This window comes from Micromonospora sp. NPDC048907, from assembly GCF_055586885.1.
On record NZ_JBVJHI010000007.1, the window covers coordinates 73381 to 93965 of the forward strand.

At 75.9% G+C, this 20585-nt stretch carries 20 protein-coding genes; 3 read left to right on the top strand and 17 right to left on the bottom strand.

Annotation, left to right across the window (positions count from 1 at the left end):
* Positions 1-72: 72 nt before the first annotated feature.
* Both aroQ and aroB read right to left on the bottom strand, forming a co-directional pair.
* On the bottom strand, positions 73-504 hold the full coding sequence (gene aroQ, locus ACZ6PY_RS24440) for a type II 3-dehydroquinate dehydratase (RefSeq protein ID WP_466075379.1): 432 nt from the start codon (positions 502-504) through the stop codon (positions 73-75).
* Positions 501-1577: a 3-dehydroquinate synthase gene (gene aroB, locus ACZ6PY_RS24445; protein WP_466075381.1), complete on the bottom strand. Its 1077-nt coding sequence runs from the start codon at positions 1575-1577 to the stop codon at positions 501-503. The genes aroQ and aroB overlap by 4 nt, the downstream gene beginning before the upstream one ends.
* Positions 1578-1715: 138 nt before the next feature.
* On the opposite strand from aroB, the gene ACZ6PY_RS24450 reads away from it, so the two are divergent.
* Together ACZ6PY_RS24450 and ACZ6PY_RS24455 are read left to right on the top strand one after the other, a co-directional pair.
* Positions 1716-2240 carry a DUF2243 domain-containing protein gene (locus ACZ6PY_RS24450; RefSeq protein ID WP_466075383.1) on the top strand — a complete coding sequence of 175 codons (525 nt, stop codon included), beginning with the start codon at positions 1716-1718 and terminating at the stop codon, positions 2238-2240.
* Complete coding sequence (locus tag ACZ6PY_RS24455; RefSeq protein ID WP_466075385.1) at positions 2237-3010, top strand: cytochrome c oxidase assembly protein; 774 nt, start codon at positions 2237-2239, stop codon at positions 3008-3010. Before ACZ6PY_RS24450 ends, ACZ6PY_RS24455 begins: the two co-directional genes overlap by 4 nt.
* Here ACZ6PY_RS24455 and ACZ6PY_RS24460 read toward each other — a convergent pair.
* From ACZ6PY_RS24460 to ACZ6PY_RS24515, 12 genes are all read right to left on the bottom strand, one after another.
* Complete coding sequence (locus tag ACZ6PY_RS24460; protein WP_466075389.1) at positions 3000-3509, bottom strand: shikimate kinase; 510 nt, start codon at positions 3507-3509, stop codon at positions 3000-3002. The genes ACZ6PY_RS24455 and ACZ6PY_RS24460 overlap by 11 nt on opposite strands.
* Complete coding sequence (gene aroC / locus ACZ6PY_RS24465; RefSeq protein WP_466075391.1) at positions 3506-4684, bottom strand: chorismate synthase; 1179 nt, start codon at positions 4682-4684, stop codon at positions 3506-3508. Before aroC ends, ACZ6PY_RS24460 begins: the two co-directional genes overlap by 4 nt.
* A gap of 100 nt (positions 4685-4784) precedes the next feature.
* Positions 4785-5600: a shikimate dehydrogenase gene (locus tag ACZ6PY_RS24470; protein ID WP_466075393.1), complete on the bottom strand. Its 816-nt coding sequence runs from the start codon at positions 5598-5600 to the stop codon at positions 4785-4787.
* The gene (gene mltG / locus ACZ6PY_RS24475; protein ID WP_466075395.1) at positions 5600-6820 is read right to left on the bottom strand and encodes an endolytic transglycosylase MltG; all 1221 of its coding nucleotides are present in this window, start codon (positions 6818-6820) and stop codon (positions 5600-5602) included. The genes ACZ6PY_RS24470 and mltG overlap by 1 nt, the downstream gene beginning before the upstream one ends.
* On the bottom strand, positions 6817-7278 hold the full coding sequence (gene ruvX / locus ACZ6PY_RS24480; RefSeq protein ID WP_466075398.1) for a Holliday junction resolvase RuvX: 462 nt from the start codon (positions 7276-7278) through the stop codon (positions 6817-6819). Before ruvX ends, mltG begins: the two co-directional genes overlap by 4 nt.
* A gap of 74 nt (positions 7279-7352) precedes the next feature.
* Positions 7353-10031: an alanine--tRNA ligase gene (gene alaS, locus ACZ6PY_RS24485; protein WP_466075400.1), complete on the bottom strand. Its 2679-nt coding sequence runs from the start codon at positions 10029-10031 to the stop codon at positions 7353-7355.
* Positions 10028-10333, bottom strand: a complete 306-nt coding sequence (locus ACZ6PY_RS24490; RefSeq protein WP_148426735.1) for a DUF6167 family protein — start codon at positions 10331-10333, stop codon at positions 10028-10030. Before ACZ6PY_RS24490 ends, alaS begins: the two co-directional genes overlap by 4 nt.
* 31 nt (positions 10334-10364) lie before the next feature.
* Positions 10365-10826, bottom strand: coding sequence for a DUF948 domain-containing protein (locus ACZ6PY_RS24495; RefSeq protein WP_466075402.1), 462 nt, complete (start codon positions 10824-10826; stop codon positions 10365-10367).
* A 152-nt stretch (positions 10827-10978) separates the two neighbouring features.
* Positions 10979-11572, bottom strand: a complete 594-nt coding sequence (locus ACZ6PY_RS24500) for a hypothetical protein (protein WP_466075908.1) — start codon at positions 11570-11572, stop codon at positions 10979-10981.
* 2903 nt (positions 11573-14475) lie between these two features.
* The gene (locus tag ACZ6PY_RS24505) at positions 14476-15966 is read right to left on the bottom strand and encodes a replication-associated recombination protein A (RefSeq protein WP_466075404.1); all 1491 of its coding nucleotides are present in this window, start codon (positions 15964-15966) and stop codon (positions 14476-14478) included.
* 73 nt (positions 15967-16039) lie between these two features.
* Positions 16040-16252, bottom strand: a complete 213-nt coding sequence (locus ACZ6PY_RS24510) for a hypothetical protein (RefSeq protein WP_466075406.1) — start codon at positions 16250-16252, stop codon at positions 16040-16042.
* A gap of 109 nt (positions 16253-16361) precedes the next feature.
* Positions 16362-16916: a GNAT family N-acetyltransferase gene (locus ACZ6PY_RS24515; RefSeq protein ID WP_466075409.1), complete on the bottom strand. Its 555-nt coding sequence runs from the start codon at positions 16914-16916 to the stop codon at positions 16362-16364.
* Between the two features lie 26 nt (positions 16917-16942).
* Here ACZ6PY_RS24515 and ACZ6PY_RS24520 point away from each other — a divergent pair, with 26 nt between their 5' ends.
* Entirely contained in the window at positions 16943-17683 is a 741-nt protein-coding gene (locus ACZ6PY_RS24520) for a GNAT family N-acetyltransferase (protein ID WP_466075412.1), read from the top strand.
* A gap of 63 nt (positions 17684-17746) precedes the next feature.
* Here ACZ6PY_RS24520 and ACZ6PY_RS24525 read toward each other — a convergent pair whose 3' ends face one another.
* Genes ACZ6PY_RS24525 through ACZ6PY_RS24535 form a run of 3 tightly spaced genes read right to left on the bottom strand, consistent with a single transcriptional unit; the run spans position 17747 to position 20583 of the window.
* Complete coding sequence (locus ACZ6PY_RS24525; protein WP_466075415.1) at positions 17747-19114, bottom strand: MFS transporter; 1368 nt, start codon at positions 19112-19114, stop codon at positions 17747-17749.
* On the bottom strand, positions 19111-19704 hold the full coding sequence (locus tag ACZ6PY_RS24530) for an ArsR/SmtB family transcription factor (protein ID WP_466075418.1): 594 nt from the start codon (positions 19702-19704) through the stop codon (positions 19111-19113). Before ACZ6PY_RS24530 ends, ACZ6PY_RS24525 begins: the two co-directional genes overlap by 4 nt.
* A gap of 60 nt (positions 19705-19764) precedes the next feature.
* Positions 19765-20583 carry an SDR family oxidoreductase gene (locus ACZ6PY_RS24535; protein ID WP_466075422.1) on the bottom strand — a complete coding sequence of 273 codons (819 nt, stop codon included), beginning with the start codon at positions 20581-20583 and terminating at the stop codon, positions 19765-19767.
* Positions 20584-20585 lie beyond the last annotated feature (2 nt).

A 20585-nucleotide genomic window follows, 5' to 3' on the forward strand; every position in this document is an offset into this window, starting at 1 on the left:
GAATTGGGCAGCCGTGCTGCGCACGGGCCACGGTCCACCGGCCCGGTCCACCCGCCCCGGACGTGCCGAACGTCACCCGAGGCGGCCGGCCAGGTGGCGCAGGGCCAGCCGGTAACCGTCCACGCCCAGCCCGCAGATCACCCCGGTGGCCACCGCGGAGACCACCGAGTGGTGCCGGAACTCCTCGCGGGCGTGGATGTTCGAGATGTGCACCTCGACCAGCGGGCCGCGCAGCAGGGCGCAGGCGTCCCGGACCGCGATCGAGTAGTGCGACCAGGCGGCCGGGTTGAGCACCACGGCCGCACCCTCGTCGGCCGCCGCGTGCAGCCAGCCCAGCAGCTCGTGCTCGGCGTCGGTCTGCCGGACCACCACGTCCAGCCCCAGCTCGCGGCCGGTCTCCTCGCACATGGTCACCAGGTCGGCGTAGCTGGTGGCCCCGTAGACGTCGACCTGGCGGGTGCCGAGCCGGCCCAGGTTCGGCCCGTTGAGCACGTAGACCCTCACGAGCTGACCTCCTCGTACGCCCGCGCCAGCAGCTCGTCCGGCGGCGCCTCCAGGATCGTCGGGCGGGCCAGGCCGTCCAGCACCACGAAGCGCAGCCGGCTGCCCCGGGCCTTCTTGTCCACCCGCATGGCGGCCAGCAGCTCCGGCCAGGCGTCCGCCCGGTAGCCGGTGGGCAGGCCGAGCGCCGCCACCACGGACCGGTGCCGCTCCGCGGTGGCCGCGTCCAGCCGCCCGGCCAGCCGCGCCAGGGTGGCCGCGTAGACCAGGCCCACGGCGACGGCGTGCCCGTGCCGCCAGCGGTAGCCCTCCACCTTCTCGATCGCGTGGGCGAGCGTGTGCCCGTAGTTGAGCACCTCACGCACCCCGGACTCGCGCAGGTCGCCGGAGACCACGTCCGCCTTGACCCGCACCGCCCGCTCGATCAGCTCGCGGGTCACCGGCCCGGTCGGGTCCAGCGCGGCGGCCGGGTCCCGCTCCACCAGGTCGAGGATCACCGGGTCGGCGATGAACCCGCACTTGACCACCTCGGCCATCCCGGCGGCCAGGTCGGCCGGCGGCAGGCTGTCCAGCGTCGCCAGGTCGCAGATCACCCCGGCCGGCGGGTGGAAGGCGCCGACCAGGTTCTTGCCGGCGGCCGTGTTGATCCCGGTCTTGCCGCCGACAGCCGCGTCGACCATGCCGAGCAGGGAGGTCGCCACCGGCACCCAGCGCACCCCGCGCAGCCAGCTGGCCGCCACGAACCCGGCCAGGTCGGTGACCGCGCCGCCGCCCACCCCGACCACCGCGTCGCTGCGGGTGAAGCCCGCCTCGCCGAGCCGGTCCCAGCAGGCCGCGGCCACGTCGACGTGCTTGCCCGCCTCGGCGTCCGGCACCTCGATGAGCAGCGGGGTCACCCCACCATCGCGCACCCGCCCGGCCAGCTCCTCGGCCAGCCCCTTGAGCGGCGGCGCGTGCAGGAAGGCCACCCGCTCGGCGCCGGGCAGCAGCCGGGGCGGCGGGTCCAGCAGGTCGCGTCCCACCAGCACGTCGTACGGCCGGTCGCCGCCGACCGGGATCCGGGTCACCTCGTCCATCGCGGGCAGCCTAGTCGAGGCGGCGGCGCCGGGGCGGCGACTGTCCACTCCGTGGCCGCTCCGCCGTCCCCGACGTTTGACCCGGCAGGAGCGGGCAGTAACGGTGGGGACGAACCCCCCGACGGCGGAGGTGCAGGCATGACCCGACCAACCATCGACGGCGCGGACATCCGGGTGCCGGCGACGATCCTCGGCGTGGGCCTCGGCGGCTTCGTCGACGGGATCCTGCTCCATCAGCTGCTCCAGTGGCACCACCTGCTCAGCAGCACGAACACCGACCGGATCGGCGTGAAGTACTACCCGGTGGACACGGTGGCCGGGCTCAGGATGAACACGCTCTGGGACGGGCTGTTCCACACGGTCACCTGGGTGGCGGTGCTGACCGGCCTGGCCCTGCTCTACGCCCGGGTCACCCGGTCCCGGGGCCGGCTGTGGCGCTCCCCCGCGCTGTGGGGCTGGGCGCTTGTCGGCTGGGGCCTGTTCAACCTGGTCGAAGGGCTCGTCGACCACCAGATCCTCGGCATCCACCACGTGCGCGGCGGCCCGCACCAGCTCTGGTGGGACCTCGGCTTCCTGGCCCTCGGGGCGGTCCTCGTCCTGATCGGCTGGGCGGTGCAGCGGCGGGCCTCGACCGTCGACCTGTGCGCCCCGGAGCGGCGGTGAGCCTCGCCCACGCCGGGCACGCCGCCGGCGGCTTCCCGGCCGTCGCGCTCGTACCCCCGGTCCTGTTCTGGGCCTACCTGGCGGCGGCCCTGCGGCAGCGGGACCCGGGCCGGCCCGGGTGGGACCATCGGCGGACGGCGAGCTTCGGCCTCGGCGCGGCGCTGCTCGCCGCCGGGCTGCTGCTCCCCGCCGCCGACCTGCCCGGGCACATGGCGCAGCACCTGGTGCTCGGCATGCTGGCGCCGCTGGCCCTGGCGCTCGGCGCGCCCGGCACGCTGGCCCTGCGAACGGTGGACCGGCGGGTCGGCCGCGCGGCGCTGCGGCTGCTGCGCCACCCGGCCCTCCGGGTGCTCGCCCATCCGGTGACCGGGCTGCTGCTTACCGCGGGCGGGCTCTGGCTGCTGTACCTCACCCCGCTGTACCGGGCCACCCTGACCCATCCGGCGCTGCACGGGCTGGTGCTGCTGCACTTCGTGCTCAGCGGCTACCTGTTCACCTGGTCGATCGCCGGGCCGGATCCCGGCCCGCACCGGCCCCGGGTCCCGGTCCGGCTGGTCGTGCTCGGGCTGGGCGTGGCGGCGCACGCCGTGCTCGCCCAGCTCCTCTACGCCGGGCTGCTCGTGGACGTGCCGGCGACCGGGGACGAGCTGCGGGCCGGCGCGACGGTGATGTACTACGGCGGCGACCTGGCCGAGATCCTGCTGGCCCTCGCCCTGCTGGTCACCTGGCGGCCGGAGCGGGCGCCCCGGCCCGTGGCGGTCAGGGCTTGAGCAGGGCCGCGATCTCGGTCGCGATCTCCTCCGGGGTGCGCCCGTCGGTCAGCACCGTCGCGGTGGCCACCTCGGCGTAGAGCGGGCGGCGCTGCTCCATGAGGTGCCGGAGGGTGGCGCGCGGGTTCAGCGCCAGCAGCGGCCGGCCGGGCCCCAGGCCGACCCGCTTCACGGCGTCGGACAGCTCCACCGACAGGTGCACCACCGTGTGCCCGACCAGCGCGGCGCGGTTCTCCTCGGCGAGGACCGCGCCGCCGCCGAGGGCGAGCACGCCCGCGTGCGAGGCCAGTCCCGCCGCCACGGCGGCCCGTTCGAGGGTACGGAAGTGCTCCTCCCCCTCGTCCACGAAGATCTCCGGGATCGGTTTGCCGGCGAGCTGCTCGATGTCGCCGTCGGTGTCCCGGAACTCGACGCCGAGGGCCGCCGCGAGCGCGCGCCCCACCGTGGTCTTGCCGGAGCCGGGCGCCCCGACCAGCACGCAGACCGGCCGGGTGCTCACTTGACGACCAGGGCGTCGAGGTAACCGGACAGGTTCCGGCGCATCTCGGCCACCGAGTCGCCGCCGAACTTCTCCACCGCCGCCTCCGCCAGCACCAGGGCCACCATGGCCTCGGCCACCACGGCCGCGGCCGGCACCGCGCACACGTCCGAGCGCTGGTTGATGGCGGTGGCCGGCTCACCGGTGAGCACGTCGACCGTGGACAGCGCCCGGTTCAGCGAGGAGATCGGCTTCATGGCCGCCTTCACCCGCAGCGGCTCGCCGGTGGTGATGCCGCCCTCCAGCCCGCCGGCCCGGTCGGTCACCCGGCGCACCCCCGTGGCGGTGGGCAGGATCTCGTCGTGCGCCTCGGAGCCGCGCGAGCGCGCCTGCGTCCAGCCGTCGCCGATCTCCACGCCCTTGATGGCCTGGATCGACATCAGGGCGGTGGCCAGCCGCGCGTCGAGCTTGCGGTCCCACTGCACATGGCTGCCCAGGCCCGGCGGCACCCCGTACGCCAGCACCTCGACCACGCCGCCGAGCGTGTCGGCCGCCTTCTTGGCGGCGTCGACCTCGGCGACCATCCGGGCGCTTGCCTCCGGGTCGAGGCAGCGCAGCGGGTCGGCGTCGATCCGGGCGGCGTCGGACGGGGTGGGGCGCAGGCCGGGCTTGACGCCGATCGGGCCGAGCTCCACCACGTGGGAGACGATCTCGACGCCGAGGGCCTGCTTGACCAGGGCCTTGGCGACCGTGCCCACGGCGACCCGCGCGGCGGTCTCCCGGGCGCTGGCCCGTTCCAGGATCGGCCGGGCGTCGGTGTGGCCGTACTTCTGCATGCCGGCCAGGTCGGCGTGGCCGGGGCGGGGGCGGGTGAGCGGGGCGTTGCGGGCCTGCCCGGCCAGCTCCTCCGCGTCGACCGGGTCGGCGGCCATCACGGTGCGCCACTTCGGCCACTCCGAGTTGCCCACCCGGATGGCCACCGGGCTGCCCAGCGTCACGCCGTGCCGGAGCCCGCCGATGACCTCGACCTCGTCCTGCTCGAACGACATCCGGGCGCCGCGGCCGTAGCCGAGCCGGCGCCGGGCCAGCTCGCCGGAGATCTCCGCGGTGGTCACCTCGATGCCGGCGGGCACCCCCTCCAGCAGCGCGACGAGGGCGGGTCCGTGCGATTCACCTGCAGTCAGCCAGCGCAACACAGCGGTCAGTCTGTCACGCCCGGTGTCCGGCGGATCGGCCCGCCCGCCGCGTCCCGCCCTGCGGACGCGGCCGTCCGCCCGGCGGGCGGTGACCGCGCGGTCAGGCCTCCGCGCGGGCCCCGGCCAGCGCGGCGCGCATCGCCTCCCGGGGCGCGGACACGCCGGTGAACTGCTCGAACTGGCCGATCGCCTGGGCCAGCAGCAGGTCCAGCCCCGAGACGACCCGGCAGCCGGCGGCGACCGCCGCCGCGGCGAGCGGGGTGGGCCACGGGTCGTAGACCACGTCGAAGAAGACCGTCCCGGGCCGCCAGTCGAAGTTGTCCGCCAGCGGGTCGGCCACGCCCTTCGGCACCGTGGAGACCACGAGGTCGGCCCGGGCGTGGGCCGGGGCGCCGTCCCAGGGCGCGCCGGCCAGCGGGACGCCGACCGCCTCGGCCGTCGAGCCCAGCTCCCGCACCGCCTCCGGGCGCCGGGCCACCACCGTCACCTCGGCCGCGCCGATCCGGGCCGCCGCCGCGACGGCCGCCCGGGCGGTGCCGCCCGCACCCAGCACGGTGACCGTGGCGCCGGCCGCGCAGCCGGCGGCGGTGAGCACGTCGACCATGCCCGCGACGTCGGTGTTGTCGGCGTACCAGGTGCCGTCCGGGCGGCGTACCAGCGTGTTGGCGGCGCCGACCGCGGCGGCGACCGGCGAGGCCGCGTCGGCCACCGCGAGCGCGGCCTCCTTGCCCGGCATGGTGACCGACAGGCCGGCCCACTCCGGGCCGAGACCCGCGACCAGGCCGGCCAGCTCGTCGGCCGCGCACTCGATCCGGGTGTACGACCACCCGCTCAACCCGGCCGCCGCGTACCCCGCGTTGTGGATCACCGGGGAGAGCGAGTGGGCGATCGGCCGGCCGACCACGGCGGCCTTCATCAGGTGCAGTTCTCCCCCGTGAGCACCTTGTTGTCGCACATCTGCCGCTGCAGCCTGCGGAAGTCGGCGTCGTTCGAGCCGTAGCCCATGGTGCCCTTCTGGTCCACCGTCATGAAGAAGATCCAGTCGCCTGGTGGCGGCTCCAGGGCGCCCTTGAGCGCGGCCTCACCCGGGTTGCTGATCGGGGTGATCGGCAGGCCGGCCACGTTGTGCGTGTTGTACGGGTTTTTCAGGTCGTTGATCTCGCTCTGCAGCAGGTCGTCGGAGTCCTTCGGGTCCTTGCCCTGCAGGCGGAAGTAGTAGTTGATGCCGCTGTCGATGCCGAGGCACTTGCAGCCGATCTTGCCGGCGTAGACCCGGTTGTAGATCACCCGGGACACCTTCGGCAGGTCGACCGCGTTCACCGACTCGGCCTCCGCGATCGACGCGGTGATCAGCGCCTCGTACGGCGAGATCTTCCGCTCCTTCTGCGCCCGGTCGACGAAGTCGAGCTGCTGGGCCACGGTCAGGAACTGGTCCACCATCATCGACAGGATCTGCTCGGCGGTCGCCTTCGGCGGGATCTCGTAGGTGGACGGGTAGAGGAAACCCTCGATGCTCTTCGGGCCCTTCTTGCCGTCCTCCCGGTTGAACCAGAAGGCGGGCACGCCCAGCTTGACCGGGTCCTTCGCCGCGGCCTGGAAGTCCTTGACCGGGATCTTGGTCTGCTTGGAGAGGATCTGGTAGATGTTCAGGCTGATCGTGCCCTCGGGGATCGTCACCCCGTTGACCACCCGGCTCTTCGGGTCGAGCATCAGCGTGATCACGTCCGCGGCCTTCATCTGCTTGCGGACCTTGTACCGGCCGACCTGGATGTTCTTGCTACGCGAGTTCGCGTCGGCGGCCTCGATGAACGCCTTGGTGCTCTTCACCACGCCGGCGTCGTAGAGGGTGATCCCCATGTCGGTGAGGGTGTCGCCGGCCTTCACCTCGACAAGCACCTCGCCCGTGCCCGGCCCGTCGTAGTCCGGTGTGACGAAGTGGTTGCGGATCCGGTCGAAGCCGACGTACGCGCCGCCGCCGATGCCGCCCAGCAGCACGATCGCCATCAGCAGGGCGAAGATGGTCTTGCCCCGGCCGCCACCCGACCCGCCGTTGCGCTTGCGCACGGCGCTGCGCCGGTGCCGGCCCTTCTCCCCCCTCTCCGCCTCGTCGAACCCGAGATCAAGATCGTCGATCATTGCGTCCGCCTCCGCTGCGCGTCCAGCCAGCTCTGCAGAATCTCCACCGCGGCGGCCTGGTCGACCACCGCCCGTTGGCGCTTTCCCCGGACGCCCCGTTCGGCCAGCCTACGACTCGCGACCACGGTCGACATCCTCTCGTCCGTCAGCGTCACCGGAATCGACCCCATTACATCGGCCAACCGGGCAGCGTACGCCGAGACGTTCGCCGCCGCGGGGCCGTGCTTTCCGGCAAGGTTGACCGGCAGGCCGACGACGATCTCGACCGCCTCGTGCTCGGCGGCCAGCCGGACCAGCTCGGCGATGTCGGTGGGCACCGCGTCCGGCCCGGTCGTCAGGTCGCGGGCCAGGGTGACCAGCGGGGTGGCCAGGATGCCGTGCGGATCGGATCGGGCCACCCCGACCCGGACCTGGCCGACGTCGACGCCGAGCCGGACACCACGGGACAGTTCAGCCATCTACCGGACACTTCCCCTCCGGTACGGGCCAGGGCGGACCCGGCGGCCCGCCCTGGCTTCCATCGGTGCGCACATCAGGCGTCGGCGATCGCCTTCTCCACGGTGGCCAGCAGGTTCGGCGCCTCCGCGGCGGGCAGGCCGCCGCCCTGAGCGAGGTCGTCGCTGCCACCGCCGCGACCGGAGAAGGCTGCCTTCACCAGGTCCTTCGCGGTCAGGCCCCGGCCGCGGGCGGCCTGGTTCACGGCCACCACCAGCGACGCCTTGCCGTTCGCCCGGGCGGCCACCGCCACCACGGCCGGGCGGGCCGGGTCGATCCGGCCCCGGATCTCCTGGGCCAGGGTCCGCACGTCGTTGCCGGCCGCACCCTCGGGGGCCTCGGTGCCGACGTACGCGACGCCGCGGACGTCCTTCGCCTGCGCCGCCAGTGCCGCGGCCCCGCCGAGCACGAGCTGGGCGCGGAGCTTCTCCAGCTCCTTCTCCGCGTCGCGGAGCTGGGTGACGGTCTGCTCCACCCGGTCGGCGACCTGGTCGCCCGGCACCCGGAACAGCTCGGCGAGGCGCGAGACCAGCAGGTGCTCGCGGGCCAGGAAGCCGAAGGCGTCCATGCCGACCAGCGCCTCGATCCGGCGCACCCCGGAACCCACCGACGCCTCGGAGAGGATCTTGACGAGGCCCAGCTGGGCCGAGCGGGCCACGTGCGTGCCCCCGCACAGCTCGCGGGCGTAGTCGCCGACCTCGACGACCCGGACCCGCTCGCCGTACTTCTCGCCGAACAGCGCCATGGCGCCGATCCGGCGCGCCTCCTCCTGCGTGGTGATGAAGGCGTGCACCTCCAGGTCGGCCAGGAGCACCTCGTTGACCTGCTGCTCCACGTCGTGCAGCACGCTCGGCGCCACCCCCGTCGGGGTGTTGAAGTCGAACCGCAGCCGGCCCGGCGCGTTCAGCGAACCCGCCTGGGTGGCCGACTCGCCGAGGAAGTTGCGCATGGTCTGGTGCACCAGGTGGGTGGCCGTGTGCGAACGGGAGATGGCCCGCCGCCGGGACACGTCGATCTCGGCGTAGCCGGTCTCGCCGGCGCGCACCTCACCGCGGAGCACCTTGGCCCGGTGCACGATCAACCCCGGCACCGGCTGCTGCACGTCGAAGACCTCGAGCTGGCCGCCGCCGACCGTGATCAGGCCCTGGTCGGGCTGCTGCCCGCCGCCCTCGGCGTAGAACGGCGTGGTGTCGAGCACCAGCTCGATCGTGTCGCCCTCGACCGCCGCGGCCACCTGGGCGCCCCCGGCCAGCAGCGCCCGCACCCGGGACTCCCGGGTCAGCTCGGTGTAGCCGGTGAACTCCACCGCCCCGCCGCCGTCGAGCACCGACCGGTAAGCCGACACGTCGGTGTGCCCGGTCTTGCGCGCCTGCGCGTCGGCCTTGGCCCGGCTGCGCTGGTCGGCCATCAACCGGCGGAAGCCCTCCGCGTCGACCTGGAGGCCCTGCTCCGCCGCGATCTCCAGGGTCAGGTCGATCGGGAAGCCGTACGTGTCGTGCAGCTGGAACGCCTTGTCGCCGGAGATCGACGCCTGCCCGGCAGACTTGGTCTCCGCGATGGCGGTGTCCAGGATCGTGGTGCCCGCCCGCAGGGTGGCGAGGAAGGCGTCCTCCTCGGCGTACGCGTACTGGGAGATCCGGCCGAAGTCCTCGGCCAGCTCCGGGTAGGACGGGGCCATGCAGTCCCGCGCCACCGGCAGCAGCTCGGGCAGGGCCCGGTCCTGGTAACCGAGGAGGCGGACCGCGCGGATGGCCCGGCGCATGATCCGGCGCAGCACGTAGCCGCGGCCCTCGTTCGACGGGGTCACCCCGTCGCCGATCAGCATCAGCGCCGTGCGGACGTGGTCGGCGATCACCCGCAGCCGCACGTCGTCCGGGTGCGACTCGCTGGCCACGTGGCCGGAGTGCGCGCCGTAGCGCTTGCCGGTCAGCTCGGCGGCCCGGGCCAGGATCGGCCGGACCTCGTCGATCTCGTAGAGGTTGTCGACGCCCTGGAGGATGGACGCCATCCGCTCCAGGCCCATGCCCGTGTCGATGTTCTTCGCCGGCAGCTCACCGAGGATCGGGTAGTCCTCCTTGCCGGTGCCGGGCCCCCGCTCGAACTGCATGAAGACGAGGTTCCAGAACTCCATGTAGCGGTCCTCGTCGACCGCCGGCCCGCCCTCGCGGCCGTACTCCGGGCCGCGGTCGTAGAACAGCTCGGAGCACGGGCCGCACGGGCCCGGGATGCCCATCGACCAGAAGTTGTCCGCCTTGCCCCGCCGGACGATCCGCTCGGCGGGCACGCCGACCGACCGCCAGATCTGGAACGCCTCGTCGTCGTCCAGGTAGACCGTCGGCCAGATCCGCTCCGGGTCCAGCCCGAAACCGCCCGCGTCGACCGGCTTGGTGACCAGGTCCCAGGCCAGCGGGATGGCGCCGTCCTTGAAGTAGTCACCGAAGGAGAAGTTGCCGTTCATCTGGAAGAACGTGCCGTGCCGGCTGGTCTTGCCGACCTCGTCGATGTCCGGCGTCCGGATGCACTTCTGCACGCTGACCGCACGCCGGTACGGCGGGGTCTGCTGGCCCAGGAAGTAGGGGACGAACTGCACCATGCCGGCGTTGACGAACAGCAGGTTCGGGTCGCTGATGGCGGGCAGCGGAGCGGACGGCACCACGGCGTGGCCGTTGGCCTCGAAGTGGGCGAGGTACCGCCGCTTGATCTCCGCCGTCTTCATCGCTGGTGCTCCTCCGGGAAAATCTCTCGGTCACCGATCCGCGGGTCCTCCCGCAGCTCGGCGAACTGGTCGTCGTACGCCTCGCCGCGGGCGAAGGCCTCGTGGATCTCCTGCTCGCGCTCGGCCATCCCGGCCCGGACGTCGTCCACGAAGCTGCGCACCGACTCGACGAGGCCGCCGGCCGACTCGGACAGCCCGCTGGCGATCCCCGCCGGCGTGTACGCCTGCGCGGTCCGGGTGGCCTTGCGGACCACCAGCACGCCCACGGCCAGGCCGATGCCCAGCCAGAACAACCGCCTCATGCTCTCATCCTCCCGCTGTTCGCCGGCCGGGTCAGCGGTTGCCGCGCCTGGCGGACCGGCGCTGCTGCTTGATGGTGTCGCGCACCTCGCGCTCGGTCTCGGCGTGCCGGCGCGCGGCGGCGGCCTTGCGCACGCCGTAGCCGAACGCGGCGACCTTGACCAGCGGGTTCGCGGCGGCGGCGGAGACCACGGCGGCCAGGTTCGCCACGTTCGCGGTGACGTTCTGCGCGTGGGTGGTCATGGTGTCCACCTTGGCCAGCTGCAGGTTGACCCCGTCGAGGGAGGTCTGCACCTGCTCCAGCGCCGTGTTGACGTTCTTCACGGTGGTGTTCACGTCACCGAGCAGCGGCGCCGTGCGGTCGTTCAGGTCGGCGATCATGCGGGTCGTCGCGTCGACGGTGTGCCGCAGCCGCAGGATCGGCACCGCCAGCACGAGCACCAGCATCAGGAACGCGCCGGCCGCGATCAGCGCAGCGATCTCTCCACCACTCACGCGCATGTCCTCCTCAAGCAGTGTCCCGGGGCCCGACGCCCCGGGACGCGCGACCGTACCTGGCCGGTCCGTCGCACGCCGACCCGTGACCGGTCAACGGGGCGGACGGGCCCCGCCAGCCCCAGACCCTACCGTCCGTGATGGAAACCGGCTCACGACGGTGAGGGTGCCGGCTCACCGAGGGGATCGTCGGTGAGGGTCGGGTACGGGTCCTCGCCGGTGAGTGACGGATCGGTGGTGGGCTGCGGCCCGGTCCGCTCGTCGTCGATCGCGTTGCGCACCTTCACCGACACCAACGAGCCGGTGCACTCCCCCGCTGCGGGCGCGGGCACCGGAGACGGCGCCGGCTCGCCCGCGACGGCCGGCGGCACGCAGGTGGGCTCGCGCACCCAGAGGTCGAGGGTCAGTTCGTCCCGGCGCCAGCAGGTGTAGCTGCCCTTGACCTTCTGCTCCGGGCAGCGGTCCACCTTCCACCGCTGCCAACCGTCCCGGGACAGCGCCGCCTCGTAGGCCTGCGCGGTCTCCTTCCAGGCCTTCTGCGACTCGACGGTGCGTTCCCGCAGCCGGCAGTCCTGGAGGCACCACCGGCTGCCGCTGACGTTGTCCACCGTCTTGGTCGCCGCCCAGGACGGCACGCTCAACGCGTCGAGGGTGTCGAAGACCGGGTCGTGGCTCAGTGTGCGGAGCCCGAAGAAGAGCGGCAACGCGCCGAGCAGCACCACGCTGACCAGGGCGAGGATGCCCATCCGCAGCCGCCGCCGCTCGCGCACCTGCCGGCGTAGCTCGGAGCGGGCGCCCCGCAGGCCGCCCGTCGCGTCGTCGGCGTCCTCCGGCGCGGCCTCGGCCCGGCGCAGCGCCGGGCCGGCGCCGTCCTCCGGTCCCGGCCGCGCCTCCGGCGGGTGCACGACCGCGGCGGCCCGCGCCACCGCCGGCTCGCCGGGGGGTACGACCGCGGCCGCCCGCGCCACCGCCGGCGCGCCGGGCCCCTGCGGCACGGCGCCCGGGCCGCCCGGTCCGGGCCGGGTGGGCTCCGGCGCGAGCGGGTTCGCCCGGCCGGCCGGCCGCTCGTCCGGCCCCGCGGGCCGGGCCACCGAGGCGGCCGCCCGGGCCACCGGAGGGCCACCGGCCGCGGCGCGCGGCTCACCGGGCGGGACTCCGCCGTCCGGGCGTGCCGCGCCGCGGGCGGGACCGCGGGCGTCAGCACCGGCCGCGAAGCCACCGGTGCGGGACGGGTCGCCGGCCGGACCGCGCCCGCCGGGACGGTCGCCGGCCGGCAGGCCGCCGGTGCGCGCCGGATCACCACCGGCGGGGACACCGCCGGTGCGGCCGGGATCGCCGCCCCGGCCCCGTCCGCCGGCCGGCACGCCGCCGGAACGGGCCGGATCACCGCCGGCCGGGAAACCACCCGTGCGGGCCGGATCACCGCCCGCCGGGAAACCACCCGTGCGGGCCGGATCGTCGGCGGGAGGGCGCCCGCCGGGCCGGGGAGCACCGGGTCGCAGCCCGCCGGTGCCGTCGCCGTCCGGCCGGGCGGCGCCACGGGCACCGTCGCCGGGAGCGGCCGGGCCGGCGGGCCGGGCCAGGCCCCGGGCGGGGCCGGTCTGGTCGGGCTTCAGGGGCGGCACCGCCGCGCCGACGCGGCCGGTCGCGCCACGGTCGGGGCCGGTGCCACCGCGCCGGGTGGCGGCCGGCTCGTCCACCGGGGGGCCGCCGGGGCGGCGGACCGCCGGCATGGCGGGGTCGCTGTGCGAGGTGCGACCGGCCTGGCGCAGCCAGTCGGCGGGACGGTCGGGTCGCTGCGGGCGCGGCTCGTCGGCGGCGTCGCGGGCCGCGCGGCGCGGGGCCGGAGCGCCGCCGGTGGCACCGGGTCCACCCGGCGCGTCAGCGGCGGCGCGGCGACCGGACGCGGGCGGGGCGTCGTCGGGGGCACGGTGGCCGGACGCGGCCACCGGGCCGTCGGGAGCACCGCGGCGACCCGGCGACGCCGCGGCGTCGGCGGCGGCCCGCCGGCCGGGCGGCATCGCCGCCTCGTCGGGAGCGGTCCGCCGGCCGCGCGGCGCGGCGGTGATGTCGGGCGCGCCGGTCGGCGGCGCGCTGTCGTCGGGAGCGCCGCGACGGCCGGGCGGGACCGCCGGGCCGTCGGGAGCCGCTCGGCGGCCGGGCGGGGACGCCGGGACGGCACCGGCTCGCCGGCCGGTCGGTGGGACGTCGGTGCCGGGCCGGGGGCCGGCTGCGGCACCGGCCGTGGTACGGCGCGGGGCCGGTGCGGCGCCGTCCGGCCGACGCTCGACGTCGGGACCGGCGCCGGGCACCTGCGGGGCGTTTCCGCTGCGGGGCACCACCGGGTGGTCCGGTTCCCCCGCGCGACGACGGCCACCGCTCCGGCCGGCGCCACCGTCCGCGGTGGGCACCCCGGCGGTGGACGGCTCGGGGCGTTGCGGGGCGCGACCGCGACGCGGCCCGGGCTCGCCCGGCTGCGGCCCGCCGGTCACCGGATCGGTGGGCCGGCCGACGCCGGGCGCGGCGGCGCGCGCCGAGGGCACGCCGGCGCGGCCGGGATCCACGGCGGCCCTCCGGCCGGCACCGGAGACGGGTTGGACGGCGGGGTCGGCCGGACCCGCCGGGGCGCGCCGGCCGGTGCCGGGCGGAGCACCGTCGGGCACGGCCCGCCGGTGACCGCCGGTGGGCGGGGGGCCGCCGGGAGCGAGGTCGGGTGCGCCGCGACGGCCGGGTGCGCCGCCCTCGGAGGCCGGCCGGCGGCCGGCGCCGGAGACCGGGCGGACGCCGGGGTCGGCGCCGTCGGGCAGGGCCCGCCGGCCGCCGCCGGGGGCGGGTCCCACAGCCGGGTCGACGCCGCCCGGGCGGGGGCCGCCGGCCGGGCCGGCGGGCGCCTCGGCGCCGTGCCGGCCGCGCGGCGTGGGCGGAACCGCGTTCCGGGCGCCGTCGGGGCCGGGCCAGGCGGGGCCGGGATTCGGGCCACCGGGACCGCGGTCGGGGGTGGGACCGGCGCCCTGACCGGCGCGGCCGGGAACCGGGCCGGGGGGCGGCGCGACGCGCGGGCCGGGCGGGCCGCTCATCCGGCCGGGAGCCGGCGGCTGCTGGCCGGTCGGCGCGTCCGGGTTCCGGCGGGGCGGGCGGGACGGTTCGCCGGGGCCACGGGTGGGCTCGGCGGGGCGCCGGGCCGGCTCGGGTGCGCCGGGCCAGGGACCGTCGACGGGGCGGCGCGGCGCCGCCGGGTCGGGGCCGCCGGGGCGGGCGGGTGGCATGGCGGGGCCCGCCGGGCGGGCCTCGGGGCCACGGCGGGCGGGTGGGGTCTCCGGCCCGGGCCGGGCGGCCGGGGGCGGCGGCACCGCGCCCGGGCGGGCGGCACCGGGCGGTTCCGGGGCGGCCGGACCGGGCCGGGGCCCCGGAGCGGCGGGCGGCAGCCCACCCCGCGCGGGCGGCACGGCGCCGGGCGCCTCCCCGTCCGGGCCCAGGTCACTGCGCTGCTGCTTGGCCGTCCGCAGGTCGTCGATCCAGCCGAACTCCTCGCCGGCGGCCGCCTCGGCGGGCTCCGCGTCGGCCCGACCCCGCCCCCACCGGCGGCCCTTGGCACGCGGGTCCCGCCGCTCGTCGGGGCCGTCCGCCGGCTGCTCCGGACCACGCGCCATCACTGCTGACCCTCCCCCACGGCGTCGCTGCCGCCCTCGTTCGCGCCGTCGGCCCGCGCGGCGTCCGCCGGGCGGCCGCCGCTCACCGCCGCCTCGACCCGTGCCGGCGGCGCGGGCAGCCCGCGCACGATCCGGCGCAGCAGGGGCAGCCGGGTGGCCACCGCCCGCTCCGCGCCGTGCCCGCTGGGCTGGTAGTAGTCGGTCCCGACGAGGTCGTCCGGAACGTACTGCTGGGTGACCACTCCGCGCTGGTCGTCGTGCGGGTAGCGGTAGCCGGCCCCGTGGCCGAGGCCCCGGGCGCCGGCGTAGTGGGAGTCGCGCAGCCCGCGCGGCACGGCCCCGCCGCGACCGGCGCGCACGTCGGCGATGGCCGCGCCGATGGCGGTGGTGGCCGAGTTGGACTTCGGGGCGGTGGCCAGGTGGATGACCGCCTGGGCCAGGTTGAGCTGGGCCTCGGGCAGGCCGACGTATTCGACGGCGTGCGCGGCGGCGGTCGCGACGGTCAGGGCCGTGGGGTCGGCCATGCCGACGTCCTCGCTGGCGAAGATCACCATGCGCCGGGCGATGAACCGGGCGTCCTCGCCGGCCACCAGCATCCGGGCCAGCCAGTGCAGCGCGGCGTCCACGTCCGAGCCGCGCATGCTCTTGATGAACGCGCTTGTCACGTCGTAGTGGGCGTCGCCGTCGCGGTCGTAGCGGACGGCCGCCACGTCGACCGCCTGCTCGGCGACGGCGAGGTCGATCCGCTCCACGCCGCGGGCCGTGGCGGTGGCCGCCGCCGCCTCCAGCGCGGTGAGCGCCTTGCGGACGTCGCCGCCGGCGAGGCGGACGAGGTGGTCCTCGGCGTCGGTCGCGAGGGTGAGCGCGCCGCCCAGCCCGCGCTCGTCGGCGACCGCGCGGCGCAGCAGGCCGCGGACGGCGTCGTCGTCGAGCGGCTGGAGGGTCAGCAGCACGCAGCGGGACAGCAGCGGCGAGATGACCGAGAAGTACGGGTTCTCGGTGGTCGCCGCGAGCAGGGTGACCGTGCGGTCCTCGACGGCGGCGAGCAGCGAGTCCTGCTGCGTCTTGCTGAACCGGTGCACCTCGTCGATGAAGAGCACGGTCGGCGGGCCCCCGGCGCGGCGCTGCCGGCGGGCGGTCTCGATGACCGCGCGGACGTCCTTCACCCCGGCGGTCAGCGCCGACATGGCGACGAAGCGACGGTCGGTGGCCCGGGCCACCAGGTGCGCGATCGTGGTCTTGCCACTGCCGGGCGGCCCCCAGAGGATCACCGACATCGGCGCCGCGGACTCGACGAGTTGGCGCAGCGGGGCGCCGGGCGCGAGCAGGTGGTCCTGACCGACCAGCTCGTCGATGCTGGCCGGCCGCATCCGGACGGGCAGCGGCGAATCCGCCGCGGCGGCGGTGAACCCGTCGACGCCGCCGGAACCCGCGGGGGCGCTGGGCGCTCCGGCGGGTTCGCCGAGGGTGAAGAGGGCGTCGGATTCCATCACGAGAACAGTACCGGGCCGGGCCGACGACGCTGGAATCGCGCCGCCGCCCGGCCCGGATGGTCGTTTCCGGTCAGCCGCGACCCGGACGCCGCCCCCGGTACCAGCGGCCGCCGCCACCGCCGCGCGGGCCGGACCCGACCCCGGCCAGGTAGAGGGAGAGCAGCAGGAAGCCGATCAGCATGAGGGTGTGGGTGTTGAACAGGTCGGGCGCGCCGAGGTTCGTGTTCAGGAAGTCGATCAACAGGGCGAAGCCGAACACGATGGCCGCGAGAATGGCGAGCATGGTCGTTCCTCCGGTGGGGGGTCCCAGTAGGTCGGCGACGGATGTACCCAATCGGTCTGTTCGTCAATCTCCACCGTGGAACGCCCCTGCCGGGGGCAGGTGTTTCCGGTCAGCGGTCGGTGGCGAGGATCGCGTACCGGACGGAGTCCCACCAGGAGCCCCGGACCAGCAGGTGGTCCCGGCTGACGCCCTCGCACCGCAGGCCGGCCTTCTCCAGCACCCGCCGGGAGGCCACGTGGTCCGGCCGGGTCGTCGCCTCCACCCGGTGCAGCCCCACCGGCCCGAACGCCAGGTCGAGCAGCAGGCCGGCGATCCCGGTGCCGAGCCCGCGGCCCCAGTGGTCGGGGTGCACCACGTAGCCGATCTCGCCGCGCCGGTGCGGCACGCTCTCCACGGTGAGGGTGCCCAGCCCGAGCAACCGGTCACCGTCGACGGCGGCCAGACGGTAGGCGGGCCGCGGCTCGCCGCCGGCCTCCTCGCGCCACGTGGACACGGCGTCGTGGACCTCGTCCCGGGTCGGCGCCCGCTCGTCCAGCACCCGGTCCAGCACCCGCGGTTCGGTCAGCAGCGCGTGCAGCGCGGGCACGTCGTCGTCGGCCCATTCCCGCAGCACACAGCCCGGACCGGTCAGGCGCACGGCCCGTACGGAGTGGATGGGGGTCACGGATTCTCCTCTCGTAGGCTGGCCGCATGATCGCTGCCGACCAGGTCCTGCTGGGCCGGGACACCCTGCTCGCCGCCGCCGGTCACCACCCGTACGCCCGGCACGCGCTCTGGCGCGACCGGGAGGCGCGGGGCTGGCGGCGCGACGGCGCGGTCGGCTGGCTGCTGCCGCCGGGGCAGGGGCCGGCCGGCGGGGCGCTCGGTGCGGCCGGGCCGGCGCTGGACGTCTTCGCGGGCCTGGTGGCGGACGGGACGCTGCGCGCCGACCAGTGGCTGCACCTGCCCCGGACCGACCCGGCGGAGGTGGCCGACCGGTTCACGGTGGCGCGCCTCGACGAGTGGGACTTCCTCTGGACCACCACCGCACCGCCGGAGCAGCCGGAGGAGGAGCGCGTCGTCCGTCTCACCGAGGCCGACCATCCCGCGCTGGCCGCGCTCATCGAGGAGGCCTTTCCGAGCACGACGTCCCGCCCGGGCGACCCGCGCGTCGTCGACTGGTACGGCATCCGCGACGGCGACCGCCTGGTGGCCTGCGGCGCCGACCGCAGCCGGGGCGACATCGGCTTCCTGGCCGGGTTGACCGTGGCGCCCGACCGCCGGGGCCGCGGGCTCGGCGCGGCGCTCACCGCCGGGATGACCCGCGCCCTGTTCGCCCGGCACGATCACGTGGCGCTCGGCGTCTACACCGCGAACGTCGGGGCGATCCGGCTCTACCGCCGCCTCGGCTACACCGGCACCGAGCACCGCACCTCGGTCCACCTGGGCTGATCCGCCCACGACGACCACCTCCCGGACCGCGGCGTTCCCGCGGGCGCGCGGGCCGGACACGGCTCAGTCCGTCCGGGTGGGCGCGGCGGCGGCCGGGACCGGGTCGACGGGACCCGCGGGGTCGAGTGCCGGGCCGGGGTGGCCGGGGCCGGCAACCGAGTCGCCGGGCCCGTGGTCGTCACCCGGCTGCTCCGCCACCCGGCGCCCGGCGCGCCAGGCCGGCAGGTAGAGCGGGGCGGCCACGGCGAGCACCACGGCGCCGGCCAGCATGGCGACGGTGACGCTGGTGGCGTCGGCCAGGGCGGTCAGCACGACCGCGCCGAGCGCCGCGGCCGGCTGGCCCATCATCGAGTTCAGCGAGAGCACGCTGGTCCGGTAGGGGCCGTCGACCTGCCGGTGCAGCAGGCCCATGTGCAGCGGGTTCGACGCGCCGTGCACGGTGTAGCAGGCCAGGTAGGCGATGAGCACCCCGACCGGGCCGCCGAGCAGGCCCATCCCGACCACGGTGACGCCCTGGAGGACGCGCATGAGCGCGGCGGCGGGCGCGGCGCCCAGCCGGCGCAGCATCAGCGGGGTCAGCGCGGCTCCGGCCGCGTTGGCCAGCCAGGCCGCCGAGCTGGCCGGGCCGAGCAGCGCGGCGGCCCGGTCGGCTCCGCCCACCACCTCGGCGAGGCGCACCGGGAGCAGCGACTCGAAGGTGATCATGCCGAAACCCCAGAACAGCTCGACGGCGACCAGGGCCAGCAGCACCCGGTTGCGGCGCAGCAGGCCGACGGCCTGGCCGACCATCCGGGGCGCCTCGACCACCGAGGCCCGGACCGCGGCGGCACCCCGGGCCGGGCGGTGCTCGACCAGCAGCACGGTGAGCGCGACAAGCGCGACCGCCTGGAGGGCGACGGCCACCAGCACGGGCAGGGCCAGCGCGCTGAGGGGTCCGATCGGGCCGAGCGCGACCAGGCCGCCGCCGAGCAGCGCGCCGGCGCCGATGGCCACGCCGATCACGGTGCCGGCCCAGCCCAGGCCGCGTTCGTACTCGGCCTTCGGGTCGGCGGCCAGGGTGGCGTCGACGTACCAGGACTCCAGCGGGCCGCTGTCGAGCGCCCGGTAGATCCCCTGCAACGCCCAGACCAGGAAGAACATCCAGAACGAGTCGGCGACGACGAAGAGCACGAGCGAGACCAGGCAGACCGCCCAGGCGACGAGCAGCACCGGCTTGCGGCCGAGCGCGTCGGCGAGGCCGCCGGTGGGCAGTTCGAGCGCCAGCACGACCAGGCCCTGCGCGGTGGCCACCAGGCCGATCTGGGACAGCGACAGGCCGCGCTCCTGCATGAGCAGGATCATCACCGGGGTGAGCAGGCCGGTGGGCAGCCAGCGCAGGCCGTAGAGGGTGAGGTAGCGGGACCGGATCTGTCGTACGGAGAGCGCGGTCACCGGAACTCCTTCGGCAGCGGGTAGGTGGCGAAGTAGATCTGGACCGGCTCGGCGCCGGCCTCGGCCGGGTCGGCCTCGTTCCGGTGGCGTTCGAAGAGTTCCCAGACCTCGGTCTTGATCTGCTCGAGCCGGGCGGCCGGGATGGTCATGAAGACGTCGCTCATGCCGAAGGCGTCCCGCCAGGCCGGCGCCCACTCGTGCTGGGTGGCGAACCACTGCTCGGCGTGCTGCGCCAGGTGCCGGACCTGGTCGCCCTGGATCCAGTCGATGGCGGCGCGGGCGTCCGGGTCGTCGTCGAAGTCGGTCGGCTCCCAGTTGGTGACGTCGTGCGCGGCCTGCCACCAGCGTTGCCGGCCGGTGCCCCGGTCCGGGTCCTCCACGACGAGCCCCACCTCGGCGAGCTGGCGCAGGTGGTAGCTGGTGGCTCCGGTGTTGGTGCCGAGCATCTCGGCCAGCGCCGTGGCGGTGGACGGCCCCTTCACCCGCAGCGCGCCGAGCAGGCGCATCCGCAGCGGGTGGGCCAGCACCCGCACCTGTCGGTGGTCCAGCCGCACCTCGCGCGGCTCGGGACGTGACCTCGCGTTCTCCATGCCTTGCACAATATCTGTGCACAGTTTCTGTGCACAAGTGTTATGCACAGGAACTGTGCATCATGGGGTCAAGCCCAGCACCTCGGTGATCCCGCGCAGCCGGGTGCGCAGCAAACCGACGGCCCGGGACGAGTCGAGGCGCACGTCGGCGGGGCGGTGCAGGCCGGCCTCGGCGATGGTCGACGTCTTCAGACCGGCCGGGTCGAGGCTCTCGTGCCGGGCCACGAGCAGTCCCATCTCGGCACGGCTGACCGCCTCCGGGCCGGCCACGTTGAGCGGGCCGGCCAGGTCCGTGGGCACCAGTTCGAGCACCGCCGCGGCCAGGTCGGCCACGTGCACCGGGCAGCGGGCCTCGTCGGTGAACAGGACGGCCCGGCCGGCCAGGGCGTCCCGGCAGAGCTGGATCTGCTTGCTCCCCTCCCCCACGATCAGCGAGGTCCGCACCAGCACCGCCCCCGGATCGACCGCCCGCACCGCCGTCTCGGCGGCCGCCTTCGCCGCCCCGTACGGGTGCACCGGCGTGGGCACGTCGTCGTCCAGATACGGCGTCGGCCGGCCGGCGTGCAGCGCGTCGCTGGACAGGTGCACGAGCCGCGCCCCCACCTCGGCGGAGGCGCACGCGATGTGGGCCGCCCCGTCGGCGGTGACCGCCCAGTCGTCGTACCGGTAGGGGGTGGCCACGACGGCGTCGGGGCGTACCTCGGTCAGCAGCGCGCGGACCGCGGCGCGGTCGGTGACGTCGAGCCGGCGCGGCGCGACGCCCGCCACCGCGACGGCCGCCGAGTGGTACGTGCCGGTCACCCGGTGCCCGGCCGCGACGGCCTGCCGGCACACCTCGGCGCCCAGGAGGCCGCTGGCCCCCACCACGAGCAGGTTCATCC